14 protein-coding genes and 1 pseudogene are annotated in these 13,234 nt (G+C 66.6%); 5 read left to right on the top strand and 10 right to left on the bottom strand.

All coding sequences use genetic code 11. The annotated features are described in order from the left end of the window. Positions 1-114: 114 nt before the first annotated feature. The 3 genes from NB3_RS20755 to NB3_RS20745 form a co-directional block, all read right to left on the bottom strand. Positions 115-1,269, bottom strand: a complete 1,155-nt coding sequence (locus NB3_RS20755) for an MAB_1171c family putative transporter (protein ID WP_067805965.1) — start codon at positions 1,267-1,269, stop codon at positions 115-117. Position 1,270: 1 nt separating this feature from the next. Continuing rightward, on the bottom strand, positions 1,271-1,783 hold the full coding sequence (locus tag NB3_RS20750; RefSeq protein WP_067805962.1) for a zinc metalloprotease: 513 nt from the start codon (positions 1,781-1,783) through the stop codon (positions 1,271-1,273). A gap of 179 nt (positions 1,784-1,962) precedes the next feature. Beyond that, entirely contained in the window at positions 1,963-2,748 is a 786-nt protein-coding gene (locus tag NB3_RS20745) for an SDR family NAD(P)-dependent oxidoreductase (RefSeq protein ID WP_067805960.1), read from the bottom strand. 79 nt (positions 2,749-2,827) lie between these two features. Between NB3_RS20745 and NB3_RS20740 the strand changes: the two genes are divergently transcribed. Continuing rightward, positions 2,828-3,403, top strand: a complete 576-nt coding sequence (locus NB3_RS20740; RefSeq protein ID WP_067805958.1) for a TetR/AcrR family transcriptional regulator — start codon at positions 2,828-2,830, stop codon at positions 3,401-3,403. A gap of 160 nt (positions 3,404-3,563) precedes the next feature. Here NB3_RS20740 and NB3_RS20735 read toward each other — a convergent pair whose 3' ends face one another. Beyond that, complete coding sequence (locus tag NB3_RS20735) at positions 3,564-4,304, bottom strand: ABC transporter permease (protein WP_157111920.1); 741 nt, start codon at positions 4,302-4,304, stop codon at positions 3,564-3,566. Positions 4,305-4,842: 538 nt separating this feature from the next. Continuing rightward, complete coding sequence (locus NB3_RS20730) at positions 4,843-5,481, bottom strand: hypothetical protein (RefSeq protein WP_067805956.1); 639 nt, start codon at positions 5,479-5,481, stop codon at positions 4,843-4,845. Positions 5,482-5,664: 183 nt separating this feature from the next. On the opposite strand from NB3_RS20730, the pseudogene NB3_RS36315 reads away from it, so the two are divergent. After that, positions 5,665-5,800 (top strand): annotated as a pseudogene (locus NB3_RS36315) (type 1 glutamine amidotransferase domain-containing protein); the annotation flags it as partial. A 165-nt stretch (positions 5,801-5,965) separates the two neighbouring features. Here NB3_RS36315 and NB3_RS20725 read toward each other — a convergent pair. After that, complete coding sequence (locus NB3_RS20725) at positions 5,966-6,541, bottom strand: TetR/AcrR family transcriptional regulator (RefSeq protein WP_067805952.1); 576 nt, start codon at positions 6,539-6,541, stop codon at positions 5,966-5,968. An 87-nt stretch (positions 6,542-6,628) separates the two neighbouring features. On the opposite strand from NB3_RS20725, the gene NB3_RS20720 reads away from it, so the two are divergent. Next, entirely contained in the window at positions 6,629-7,549 is a 921-nt protein-coding gene (locus NB3_RS20720) for an NAD-dependent epimerase/dehydratase family protein (protein ID WP_067805950.1), read from the top strand. 210 nt (positions 7,550-7,759) lie between these two features. Here the strand turns inward: NB3_RS20720 and NB3_RS20715 are convergent, their stop codons facing one another. The 3 genes from NB3_RS20715 to NB3_RS20705 form a co-directional block, all read right to left on the bottom strand. Beyond that, positions 7,760-8,842, bottom strand: coding sequence for a fatty acid desaturase family protein (locus NB3_RS20715; protein WP_067805947.1), 1,083 nt, complete (start codon positions 8,840-8,842; stop codon positions 7,760-7,762). 169 nt (positions 8,843-9,011) lie between these two features. Continuing rightward, positions 9,012-9,326: a hypothetical protein gene (locus NB3_RS20710; protein ID WP_157111919.1), complete on the bottom strand. Its 315-nt coding sequence runs from the start codon at positions 9,324-9,326 to the stop codon at positions 9,012-9,014. Positions 9,327-9,335: 9 nt separating this feature from the next. Then, positions 9,336-10,415: a zinc metalloprotease gene (locus NB3_RS20705; RefSeq protein WP_067805943.1), complete on the bottom strand. Its 1,080-nt coding sequence runs from the start codon at positions 10,413-10,415 to the stop codon at positions 9,336-9,338. Positions 10,416-10,910: 495 nt separating this feature from the next. Between NB3_RS20705 and NB3_RS20700 the strand changes: the two genes are divergently transcribed. After that, positions 10,911-11,129, top strand: coding sequence for a hypothetical protein (locus NB3_RS20700; RefSeq protein WP_157111917.1), 219 nt, complete (start codon positions 10,911-10,913; stop codon positions 11,127-11,129). A gap of 248 nt (positions 11,130-11,377) precedes the next feature. On the opposite strand, the gene NB3_RS20695 is transcribed toward NB3_RS20700, so the two are convergent. Then, positions 11,378-12,292 (bottom strand): SDR family NAD(P)-dependent oxidoreductase, encoded by a 915-nt coding sequence (locus tag NB3_RS20695; protein ID WP_067805937.1) that lies wholly within the window; start codon positions 12,290-12,292, stop codon positions 11,378-11,380. 494 nt (positions 12,293-12,786) lie between these two features. Here NB3_RS20695 and NB3_RS20690 point away from each other — a divergent pair. Then, the coding region (locus NB3_RS20690; RefSeq protein WP_067805932.1) for a hypothetical protein at positions 12,787-13,234 on the top strand (448 nt) is incomplete at its 3' end.

Here is a 13,234-nt window from a genome sequence, read left to right as displayed (position 1 = left end):
ACCACGTCTCATGTGGCGCATTTCATCCCCGGCCGAGCGCGCCGCTGCTTCGGCCGTCGGCTTCCCCTCCGTCGCACCCCCGGGTTTTCGGTTTCCGCGCATCCGGGCGCGACGCTACGGCGACTCCGTCAGGTTGCGAACTCCTGGCCATGCCTCGGCGAGTGCGAGTAGCCGGCGCAGCTCCGCGGTGAGGTCCCGTGCCCCCGGTTGGACTTGGTGCCGGGGTGTGGATCGGCTCTTGTTCGGGGGGTGGCCGGCGGCTTTGGCGGCAATGGCCTCGGCGACGCGTCGGGCATGGATATGTGGGTCAGCGCTGGTGGCGGCAGGGTCGTCGGGCCCTGCGCTGTAGCGCTCGAGGTGCAGCAGGCTGTCGCGGATCTCGACCGTCATGCGGTGCAGACGGATCGCCGGGTCCGTTCGGTCCCGCATCTGCAGGACGATTTCGGGTACGGCTGCGGTGAGGTCGGCCCACATCGGACGTAGGCGGCGGCAGTATCGGCCGGCGCGGTCCCATCCGTAGCGGGTGAGCAGGGTGCTGATCAGCGGCACCGTGACTGCGGCGGGAGCGCCGACGGCCGAGAGAAGGAAGCCGCTCCAGGCTTTCCAACGCATCTGGGGATCGAATGACGGCCGGCCTGTCAGGACATCTCCGATGGCCTCGAACGGGTAGATGACCGCCACGGCCGCGAGGCCCATCGCGGTGCAGAGCACCACTGTGTAGAGTGCGCGTTCTTGCCAGGTGGCGTCGCCTGCGGCGCGCAGCTCGCGCACACTCGCCCGGCCGACGAGCAGGGCCGTGGCGCCGAGCGGCAAGGAGAACGCGACCCAGACCACGACAGCAGGCCAGCCGAGGGCTTGGTCGATCAACTGGTCTGCTCGGCGCGCGGGCGTCCCCGCGATCAGGATGACGGCGGTGGCGGTGATCGTGACGAGGTGATATTTCCGCTGCCTGCGCCACGTGTGGGCGGGATCGGCGCCTGCCCACAACTTGGCGATGCCGTAGATGTAGGAGACGGCCAACACGGTTGCTCCCAGGGAGAGCTGCTGGGCGAGGTGCACCACGTCGCCGGCGTCGCCGGGCAGCAGCCGGGCCAGCGACCGTTCGAACCATGCCTCACGCAACAGGTGTTCGAAGACAGCGGCGGCGAGCGCGCGGTTGACGAGCGCGTCGACGATGCTGTCCCGCAACAGCCAGCACCGACCGGCGAGCACCATGGTGAGACCTGCCAGCACAGGCCAGGTGATCAGACCCGGGATCGGCGAGGTCATCTCATCGGTGCCGGTGTCGGAAGAAGGTGGAGCGGAATCGGCTCGCCGACCGCTTCGGCAGCATCGCTTCCACCAGCAGCAGGTCGGCGAAGGTTTCGGCGGCGCGCTCGTGCTCGCTGTCGTAGTCCTGGCGGCGCAGTACGCCGCGGATGGTTTCCAGCGACAGCGAGGGCATCAATTCCCGCAACGGCAGGTCGGCCGCGGCATCATCGGGGCCGCTCGTGTTCCCTCCGTGGCCGAGCAGCATGTGACCGATCTCGTGGGCGATGATGTGATCGGCATGCCATTCGGTGTCGGCCCCGTACATGATCACGTCGTCACCTTCCCGGGCGATCCACAGACCACTTCCGGTGCCGCAGCCGCCGCCCGAAAGCGCGCCGATGCCGATAGGGCACAATGTGATCGGGCGCTTCCGGTACTCCGCCACCCGGGCGATGTATTTCGTTATGTCCCATGGGTGCGGGATCGGTACCAGCAGGCCCAGTTCCTCGAATCGCGCGGCGAGATCCTCCATTACGCCTTTCCTCCACCACGTGACCGATGCCGATATTGCGACGAGCGTAGTACCTACAGCGCACTGTCACGGAAGGAGGTTGTCGCGCAACCTTTCTCGCCTCGCTCAGGCTCCCCGAGCTGTTGCGCGAGGCCGCCATCCATGCCGCGACCTGTGTCCGGGGGTGAAACCGTACAACCTCATTTCGCGGCGACCAATCTACGGGTCAGGCGAATCGTGGTGCGGCGCGGCAGGTATCGCGGCAGACGCGCGGACACCGCGTTCGCCAGTCCGGATACCACGCTCGGCCGGGGCGCGTCGCGGTCCAGTTCGCGGAGTGCCGTGGCCACCACCTGCTCCGATGTCTGCCGTCGGCCGACGCCGGCGGCCTCGCCCGCGACATCGAAGAACTCGGTGTCGGTAGCGCCCGGGCACACGGCGAGGGCGGTGACGCCACTGCCTTCGAGTTCGCCCCACAGCGCCTCGGTGAACGACAGCACGAACGCCTTCGTCGCGCCATAGACGGCCATGAACGGGATCGGTTGGAACGCCGCGGTGGAGGCGATGTTGATCACCGCTCCGTCGCCGCGCCGAATCATGTCCGGCAGTACCGCCCGGGTCAGTTCCGCGACGGCGGTGATGTTGACGGCGATCTCCTCGCGCGTTCGCGCCGAGTCGTGGTCGACGAGCGGGCCGTGGGTTGCGAAACCGGCATTGTTGACCAGCAGGTCGATCGGGTTGGCCTCCGCGCTCAGCGCGTCGGCGAGTCGCTCGACGTCCGCGGGAATCGAAAGGTCGGCGGTGACGACCCGAGCGCGAATACCGAAGGTGCGTTCGAGATCTGTCGCCAGCTGGCGCAGCCGATCCTCGCGCCTGGCCACCAGGATCAGGTCGCAACGTCTTTCGGCCAAGGCGGTGGCGAACGCCGCGCCGATCCCGCTGCTGGCGCCGGTCACGACCGCGGTCGCGCCTTCCCAGTTCCTCATGTTTGCCTCCCTAAGGTGAACAGGTGTTAAGCTAGCAATACTTAACAGCTGTTCAGTGAGGCTTGTCAAGGGAGGCTCGATGACCGATACACGTCAGCGACGAGTACGTGGAGAGGGCGAGCGGCTGCGCGCGGAGCTGGTTGCCGCCGCGATCGAACTGCTGCTGGAACCGCAGGCGTTGCCGACGCCGTCACTGCGGGCCATCGCCCGGGCCTGCGGCGTCGCGCCCAGCGCGGTCTACATGCACTTCCCGTCTCAGGACGCGCTGAACTACGCCGTGACCGAGGAACTGTTCGGTCGGCTGCGGCAGGCGCTGGACGCCGCAGTCCCTGCGGACGGCACTCGGGCCGACCGACTGCGCTCGTTGGTCGATGCCTATCTCACCTGGGCCGAGAGCCATCCGGGCGCCTACCAATTGCTGTTCGAGCGTCCCGATCCCCCGATCGAGTCCGGCACCGGGCCAGGGCTGGATCTGCTGGACCGTCTCACCGATCTGTTACCCGCCGCCGAGAAATCCCCGGACCTCGCGCTGCGTGTGTGGTGCGCCCTGCACGGCGTGGTTTCGCTGCGTATCCACAAACCTACGGCCCCCTGGACATCGGAACCGCATTCCGACGCATGGGCTGTCGTCGCAGCCCTCGCCGGCCTACCGTGAGCTCTCGGCCGGGGGCGGCGATACCACGGGAGATTTCCTTCTCGGAATGTAGATCGGGCGCTGTGGGCATGGACGGCGCTGCTCGTCCCAACGGCGCAGCAGTTCCGCCCGTGCAGTACGCCCCCCGGGCACCGTGTTGCTGCTTGCGGTGAACCCGTCGCTACTGCGGTGTGCGATGGACTTTCGATCGTGCGATCAGTTCAGTGGTCACCGCGACCGCGGTCGCTTGGGCCAGCAGCAGGCCGGTGAGAATCAGCATCTGTACTGCGGCGGCTTGCAGGGCTGAGCCGCTGGTGAGCAATACGCCGACGAAAGCGCCGGGCAAGGTAACCAATCCGACGGTGCGGGTCTGATCGACGCCAGGGAGCAGGGCGTCACCAGCGCTCGGTCGGATGACCTCTAGTCGTGCTTCCCGTTCGGTGAAGCCCAGACTCATCGCCGCCTCGACTTCACCCCGGCGTAGCTCGACGGTGTCGAGGGCACGACGTGCCGCGAGCGATGTCGCGGTCATTGTCCCGCCCAGTACGATCCCGCCGATCGGGACCACTGCGACACCGGTGAGTGGGACCACGCCGGTGATCAGCATCAGCGGCAACACGGTCCCGATTCCCGCCCCGAGCGCGAGGGTGAGCCACATCCCCGACCAGCCTGCGCAGCATCGCTGCGCGGCGGTTGCCACCGCGGCGGCGAACATGACGGCCAGCACGAGCACCGCGGACCAAAGATGGGAGAGTGCCGCAGCCAGGACCAGCGCGACGACTCCGAGTTGCACCGCGCCGCGGGCCGCGGCGCGCGGCGCCACCGACGGCGGTCCCACTTGCGCCACCCTGTACCACGCGGCTGTGAGGGCGACCATGCACACGCACAACGCCGCAAGCTTCAGGTCGGGCTCTACGATCATGTGCGCCAGCGCCCCTTCCCAGTGGCCCTGCGGCCTGCCTGCGTTGGTTGGAGGTTGCCCCGGTGCTACCGGACGCCGTGAAGGGTAGTCAGCGGCATCGGCACGACTGCGGACACGGCATCGGTGCGGGAAGAGGCGAGGAGGGCCCCGGCGGTCACTTCGGCAGGCCGGTGAAGTCGCTGCAGCCGGCAGAGCCGACCCGGTGACCGGAACATGGCAATGCCCTCGGCATAGCTGCGGTTCGAAAGCACTGTGCGACAAGCTTTCAGGTCATGATCTGGCCGTGGGTTCGAGTAGCCCCACCATCCGACGAACGCTCGGCGCACGGCCTCGGGGAGTCGTTTACGCCCGGACGCGACGACGGCCATCTGGGTGCGTGCGGCACTCCGGTCTGGGCGCCGCACCAGATGACCGCCGGATCGGCACCGCCGACCATGCGGTCACATTGGGGAAATGCGCGAACTCGAAGAGTCGCGCACGGATCCGCTGCGCGCAGACGCTCGGCGCTTCTCGACCGCACTCGACGTTGGAGGCGAGGTCAGCTGCGATACAGCCCGGGTTTGTTCGCTCGCAGCCCCGGTGTGGCTTCGTCCCGGGAGACGGGTTCCGGGCCCGGCACGTCGGCTACGCGGCGCTGACTGTCGACCTCGGCGGCTCTGGTATCGACCTCGCGTCGCGCGAAGGCGATATCGCGTGCGCTGCGCACGGACAACCGGCCGAGTGAGGCCGCGGCGAAGAACAGGATCAGCGCTCCGAGACCATAGAAGTAGGCCAGTTGCAGCAGGGCCCGTTTCAGATCGGACGTGGCGACGGGTTCGCCCACATTCCCGATGTTCAGGGTGTCCGCCAGTATCGGCCCGATCACGAACCACAAGCCCGCCGCCGCTGCCAGCCACGCCCCGAAGCTCGCCACGAGCCGGTTGCGGCTGACCAGCATGAGCAATCCGCCGATGATCGCGGCGACGCCGGGCAACACCTGGAGCCACCCGCGCGCCTCCGTCCACACCCACGGGTCGTCCGGAGTGAACGCGAAGTCGAAGTAGGGTCCGATGAACGGGATGAGCGCGCCCCAGAAGCCCAGCAGCAGCACCGCGAGTCCGCCGAGGGCTCCCCGGCTACGGGGAATTCGAAGGGGACGGCCGTGGCCTGCGTGAACGGTGTCGCCGACGTCTCTCATGACGCCTCCATTCGTCGAAGTAGGTTGCATATGCGGCCTACCCCTTGCGCACCGCCATACGCACGGAAACGCGTGCAGTCCGCTGCCTGCGGTGATCGGCGGTTTCGAGGGCCATCGGCGGCCGCACGGATCACGTCACCGGCCGACCCGATCCAGCCGCTGCGCTACTACGAGCGCCGTGGGCTGCTCGCCGAACTCCACGTCGTCACCAACGTCGGCCACTACGACGACCCCGACCCGCGCAACTGGGCTGTGGCTCTCCGAACTCACGCACGCCTGGCACGTGTTCGACGAGGCGAGCTTCGAGCAGACCCTGATCCGCGCCCACTGCTCGTGCTCGACTCCCCACGGGGCGGAGTGAAGCCGTGGAGTCGCTCGGTCGATGCCATCGACTCTCCCCCGATGTAAGCGAAGGATCCTCGCATGGGATGTAAGCACTGTCAACAACGGAGGCGTGAGGCGCGGGGCGGGTCCGTGAGACGCGTCAGGAGCCGACCGACGCGATCGCGAGGAAGGCACTGCGCACCCGCTCGGCGACCTCCTCGCCCGACGCCGCCTGCAGCTTGCCGTCGAGGTACAGGCAGGCCAGTCCATGAGCGAGCCCCCAGCTCGCCGATGTCAGGGCCGAGGCGTCCGCCTCGGGGAAGACCTGGTCGAGCGCGTCGGCCAGCAACTCGTGCAGGGCGTCAGCGGCCTTGACCCGCTCGTCATCCGCATCGTCGCACGGCTTGCCGAACATCACGCGGAAGAGAGCCGGGCGCCGCAGCGCGAAGGCGACGTAAGCGACCGCGAACTCGGCCAGGTCCGCGAGTGAGGCGGGCGGGTTGCGACCCTCGCCAAGGTCCGCCAGGAGGTCCCGGAAGCCCTCGACGGCCAGTGCGGACTCCAGTGCGTCGCGGTCCTTGAAGTGGCGGTACGGCGCCGTCGGCGACACGCCTGCCCTGCGCGCAACGGCGCGGAGCGAGAAGGGCTCGCCGGCCTCGAGCATCTCCATCGCGGTCGACAGCAGTGCTGCCCGCAGGTCGCCGTGATGGTAGCCACTCTTCTCGGATGTTGACATTGCTTACTTCGCCCTTCTACGCTCTGTTAGCACCGTAAACATAGCGCACGTCCGGAGGAACCGACCTCATCACCTCGAGGAGACCAAATGCAGACCGTCCTCGGCGCAGGCGGACCGATCGCCGACGGGCTCGTGAACGAGCTCCACCGCAACCACACCAAGGACATTCGCCTCGTCAGCCGCAGGCCGACGCAGGTCGACGACACCGATGAGCTCGTGGCCGCGGACCTCACCGATGCCGAGGCCACCAGGCGTGCTGTCGCGGGCAGCCGGATCGCCTACCTCACCGTCGGCCTGCCCCTGGACTCGGAGCTGTGGGAGCGTCAGTTCCCTGTCATCATGCGCAACGTCATCGACGCCTGCGCCGAACACGGGACGAAGCTCGTCTTCTTCGACAACACCTACATGTATCCCGGAACGTCGGCGCCCCAGACCGAGTCGACAGCATTCGCACCGGGCGGTCGCAAGGGACGTGTCCGTGGCGAGCTCGCCACCATGCTGCTCGCGGCCATCCGGGCCGGCCGGATTCAGGGCCTCATCGGCCGCGCCCCCGAGTTCTACGGTCCCGGCTCGACCAAGAGCTACACGAATTCGTTGGTGTTCGACCGAATCAGGGCGGGCAAGCGGCCGTTCGTCCCGGTCGACGCCCACGCCGAGCGCTCCCTGATCTGGACCCCCGACGCGAGCCGGGCGCTGGCCCTGCTCGGCAACACCCCGGATGCCTACGGCCAGACGTGGCACCTACCGATCGACCCGAACCGGCAGTCCTACGCCCAGCTCATCGAGATCGCCGGCGAGGTCACCGGCCGCAAGATCGGCTACACGGTGCTGCCGATGCTCGCTTTCCGCCTCGGGCGCCGCTTCGTCGAGCCGCTCGACGAGATGTACGAGCTGCTCGGCCGCTACCGCGACGACAACATCTTCGACAGCTCGAAGTTCGCGGCCCGCTTTCCCGACTTCCAGGTCACCACCTATCGGGAGGGAGTGGAGCGGATCCTCGCCGACTGACACTCGATTTCGCGAGCGAATGGTTCACCGAGTTGATCGAGCGGGCGATCCATGGCGTCGGTAGGCCACCGTCCGACTACGTCCGCTCATGGCGCGTACCGCGCGGATGTGCACTGGTCAGTGCAGCAATCGGAAGACCAACGGGCTTTGGGACTTTCGTCGGATGGCGATGTGAAGCACCTGCGGGGTGCTTCCAGGGCGCGCTTGTGTTCAATTCCGTTGTGACACTTCGGTACCCGGGTGTCGATCGGGGGTGCGCAGAGGAGCGCCGACATGGTGCAAGTGTCTCAGCGCCTCGCGGTACGAGGAGATCAGCCCGGTTTCGTGGTAGGGCACGCCTATTTCGGTGCAGTAGTCGCGGACGATCACCTGGGCATGACGCAGGTTCGGCGTCGGCATACTCGGGAACAAATGATGCTCGATCTGATAGTTGAGCCCGCCGAGGGCGAGGTCGGTCAACGCGCCACCTCGTACGTTGCGGGACGTCAGCACCTGTCGACGGAGGTAGTCGGGGCGGTCTTCGCCGGTGAAGGTGGGCATGCCCTTGTGGTTGGGGGCGAAGATGCAGCCCATGTACAGGCCGAAGAGGCCCTGGTGGACAGCGAGGAACGCGAAGGCTTTGTCGGCGGACAGAACCGCGAACAGGGCCGCCAGGTAGGTGGCGAAGTGGACCAACAGCAATACGCCCTCCGATCCACGGTTTTTGAGCGATCGATTTCTCAGCGCACGAACGCCCGCCACATGAAGGTTCAGGCCTTCCAGCAAAAGGAGGGGGAAGAACAGGAACGCCTGCGCCCTCCCGATGAGACGAGGCAGACCGCGGCTGGACCGCGCTTGCTGCTGTGACCAGACCAGAATGTCGGGCGCGACATCGGGGTCGAGTTCCTCGTGGTTCGGATTGGCGTGATGCCGAGTGTGCTTGTCCTGCCACCAGCCGTAGCCCAGACCGATGCCTGCGTTGCCGACGACTCTTCCCACGAGCTCCGTCGGCTGCCGTAAACGGAAAACTTGGCGATGTGCGACATCGTGCATGACCAGCGCGATCTGAGCGAACGTCACCGCCATGAACGCCGCGACCAGCAGCGTCCACCATGAATCGCCGATGAGGACGAACGCTGCCCAGCAGGCTGCGAACGCGACCCCGACGAGGCTGAGCCGGACGGCGTAGTAGCCGGGACGCCGGTCCATCAGCCCTGCGTCGGAGATCCGGCGCAACAGACGGGCGTAGTCGCCGTCGGCGCCGCGCCGCGGCGACCGTGGAGAGGACTCGGGGACCAAGGCAGGTGTCGTCATAGATCTTCCTGAGAGCTGAGCCGGAGACGCCACCTCCATCCGTCGACGATGTCGGCCGGTCGATGTCGGAGCGGGGCGCGGATTTCGATACCCCGAAGTTATCGGCCGGATTCTCGTTACTCGTAACCCTCTGGTATGAGATGGAATCGGACTGCGGTGTGACATCTGATTACCCGGTGTCCACCACAAGGGCGTCCCCGTCGCGTCGCAGCGTACGTGTAGTGGGCTCCGCCGCGTCTTCGGCGGGAAAAGACATCGAGTAACGGCCGTCCCCGAGGTCACGCCAGGAGCCGGTCGTCACCCTGGCCCGGTCATCGGCGCCGGGACGGTATTCGACGACGGTGCCGTCTTCTCCGAACTCGAGGCCGCACCGGCCCCGTGACCGGGGAAACGGGAAGTCACGTGGCCGATAAATCGACACCGTGGCGGTGTCCTCCTCGTGGGAGTGCACCCATATTCCGAGGATGGGGATCGGTCCGGTCACCGGCGATCCTCACCGGGTCCCCGGCGCCGACCAGTGAGGCGCTCGGGCGAGGACGCCGTTGATCTCGTCGAGCAATGAACGCAACAACGCTACCTCACCCTCGAGGTCGGCGACCGCACCCGCGCCGCCGGAGGAACTCGAATTCGTCGATGGCACGGAACGGGGTGCGCCCGCCTCGCCGCGTCCGGGCGTCGTCTCCGCGGCCATGGAGGACACCGCCGGTCGCAGATCCCCGGCCGGAGCGCGAGCGGCGACCAGGAACGAGGCCCTCGGCCCCTCCAGGCACGCGTTCATCCGCAAGGATTGGCCGGTGGTGAACATGAACATCGCCGCGTCGTCGGTGTAGTCCATGTAGTTCATGAACATGTCGCCATCGGGACCGTTGTTGCAGGAGATGTGCGGGAACTGGGGTTTGCCGAAGTTCTGGGCGGCCTGGTTGGGCGTGTCGTCGACCAGATCGCCACCGGAGCAGCCGCTTCCGTCATCGCCCCAGATATGGCGCAGACTCAGCCAGTGCCCGACTTCGTGCGTCGCGGTGCGCCCCAGGTGGAACGGCGCGGTGGCGGTTCCGATCGTGCCGAAGCAGGTTGTCGCGATGACGACGCCATCGGTGTCGACGGGACCGCCAGGGAATTGCGCGTAACCGAGAATCGAGTTTCCGGGCGCGGTCTGCGGATCGGCGCACACCCAGAGGTTGAGGTATTCGTCGCTCGGCCAGGGGTCGGCGCCGCCGGTCGCGGTGGCTTTCACATCGTCGGCTTCGGCGCTGAAGAATGTCTTCGCGGTGGCGGTCCGGGTGATGCCGTCGGTCGCATTGCCATCAGGATCGGTTGTCGCCAAGGCGAATTGAATGCGACAGTCCGCGATGCGGTCGGTCCAGACGGTCGGCACGCCGACGCGGTCGAGATTGGTCGCCCGGAAGTCCTGGTTGAGCACCGTGATCTGGCTCTCGACCTGGGCCGCGCTGATGTTCTCGGCCGGGAACGCCGGATTATGGACGACGTGGACGACCACGGGGATCGTGATCGGACCGGTGTGCATCGGTGCGCGCGTACGGGCTTCGTAGGCGAGCGCGCGGTTCTCGAACATCGCCGAACGCTGTCGGTAGCTTTCGCTCTGTTGGAGCAGCTTGTGGTGAACTGCCATGGTGCCGCACAATTCGCGGCGTCGTGCACCAGGTGTAGGAAGATCGGCCATCACATATCCTTTCGCGAATCAGGCGGGATGAAAATCGCTCGGAAAGGATGCTTCGCCGATTCTGCGGCCGTGACACGAGTAGCAACTACCTGCATCCGACCTCGCGCGGCAAATTCGTACAACTGTGAAATATGTGGCGGATCGGTGACGACCCCGCCACGCAGCGGGGGAGTAACGTCGCGCGCCGGTCGGCACCGGACCGCACAGGGCGAGGTCCCCGAACGCCAGCGATAACCCCGCCCTCCGTCCCGATGAGTATCCCCGCGTAGGAACACGTAGCCGACTACTCGTGAGACGACGGCATCCGAGGCGAAGACTCGGGAATCTGATCGTCCGTTGCGGGGCGGTTTCGCAGGCAAAGAACGTTTACGCGAAATGGAGGAAATCATGACCGCGGGTATGGATTCGGCAGTTGTTCACACGGCGAACGAGGCAGCCGATATCAAGAAAGAGGATCTGCTCGATCAGACTTCGTGGGTAGCGCATTTGTGGGCCGACGTCCCCGCGGCCATCAGCTACGCGAACTCGCCGCCGCTCTCGCAGGCGGGCACCATCGTCTTCAATATCCGGGACAACGGCCAGGTGTGGACGTATGACCTGCACTGACTCGCGTCACCGGTGAATCGTGGATTCGGTTCCACACTTGCGGGCTGTCGTGTGACTGGCATGAGTCGCCCGGCTTGGTGTGCGAAGTGGCGTCGGCCTCGTCCGCGGGGTCGTCGCCGCTGGTCGTGATTATACCGGAACAGCTATGGCGCAGAGCGGAACAGGATAGTGCCCAGCCGTTGGTGGCGGCGGGCGGGCCGACGCGTTGGTTCGGGCACAAGATGCGACATCGGAGCTGTGGAATCCCTTCAGACAGGGAATGCGACTCCGGTCAAATCCTCCGAGATCTTCCACAAGCGTTGCTGGATCGCCGTGTCGTGCGATTGCGAACTGGATTCGACGATCTTCGGGTAGCCGCGGGTCTCCAGGAATCCGCCCGGTCCGTAGTACTGACCGCCGAGCACGCCGGGATCGGTTGCTGCGCGGAGGATCGGCAAGGCGCCCATCGCTGGGGTCTGTGTGACGATGGGCGCGACAACAGGCACGAGCGCGCGCAGCGCGGCGGGCATGTTGCGCATCAAGTCGGTGTTCGCGGCACCGGGGTGGGCCGCGACCGCGATCGTGGTACCGGTACCGGACAGCCGGTGTTGCAGTTCGTAGGTGAACATCAGGTTCGCCAGCTTGGATCGGCCGTAGGCGGCGACCCGGTTGTAGGAGCGTTCCGAGTGGAGATCGTCGAAGTCGATTCGCGCCCGGATCCGATGTCCCACGCTGCTGACCGTGACCACCCGTGAGCCCGGCACGGGCAGCATTCGGTCGAGCAGCAGCCCGGTGAGCGCGAAGTGTCCCAAGTGATTCGTGCCGAATTGCAGCTCGAAACCGTCGCTGGTGGTCTGCCTCGGCGGGTACATCACCCCGGCGTTGTTGATCAGGAGGTCGATCGCGGCATGGGCGGATCTCAGCTGTTCGGCAGCGGTCCGCACGGATGCCAGCGAGGTCAGATCGAGCTGTTGGACGGTGGTGTCCGCGCCGGCAACCGCGTCGGCGATCCGGTCCGCGGCATGTTTGCCCTTGTCCACATCGCGCACCGCCAGCACCACCGAAGCCCCGTGCGCGGCGAGCGCCCGGGCTGTCTCGAACCCGAGCCCGCTGTTGGCGCCGGTGACGACCGCCAGCCGTCCCTTCTGGTCCGGTATGTCTTGTTCGGTCCACCTGTTCGCCATCTTTCCTCCCGAGCATCGGTCGATCCGCCGGGTCCTCCGACGAACCCGGCGGGGTTGGACGCACACTGACACCGTCGCGCGGCCGGTGCGGTTGCGCAAGGGGTGACAACCTCCGCACACCCAAGAAGACGGCAAAGGCCTCGAACGCCGAGCCCTCTGCGCCGGAGGATGCACCCAGTCGCACCGAAGCCTTGCGCCTGGCGGGGCCGAAGTTCATGCTTCATCAAGAGGAACACCGCACACGTCGAGGGCGATCATCCGCTCCGGACCATTTCGGGCAGACGGCGGTGCTGGGCCTGGTGTCGGCGAACTCTACGGCGTGCGCGAACACCTCGAAGGAGGGCCTCGCTCAAATCTCTCACCTCCTGATTTCGAACCAGAGCCGTCGATGCCGACGGGAGCAACACGGGCCCGCGAGACGCGCGGCGATTCCCGCGGACGCGATGCCTGAACCGCGACTTCGACCCATCACCCCTCGAGTAAAGGAGCAGGCAATGTCCACCATCCACTTCAAGGAAACAACCAACTCGACTCCGGAGCAGTTCGTCGCCGCGCTCACCGATTTCGGGCCCGGCCGCTCGCAGGTGTTCGGCAACAGCGCCGACGAATACCTCGAAGTGCACAACCAGGGCCGCCGTGAGGCCGACGTCACGGAAGGTTCACGCGGCATCTGGGAACGTCTGCACTACGACTGGTCGAACCCCGAGCGCGTCGTCATGACGACCACCGACTCGAACGTATGGGGCGGCCACTCCGGTCACACCTACACCTTCCACCGAAGGCCCGACGGGAAGACGGACCTGGATGTCGTCATCGTGCGCGAGGGCAAGAACCTCAAGGGCCGGATCCTGGAAGTCGTGGTCGGGACCGTCGGTAAACGCGTCCTGCGACAGGCCCTCGACAAGACCGTCAAGGCCATCGAAACCCGCGACAACGGCGGGG

The organism is Nocardia beijingensis NBRC 16342 (assembly GCF_001612785.1).
GTDB classification, from domain to species: Bacteria; Actinomycetota; Actinomycetes; order Mycobacteriales; family Mycobacteriaceae; genus Nocardia; species Nocardia beijingensis.
This window is presented reverse-complemented; position numbering and strand designations above follow the sequence as displayed.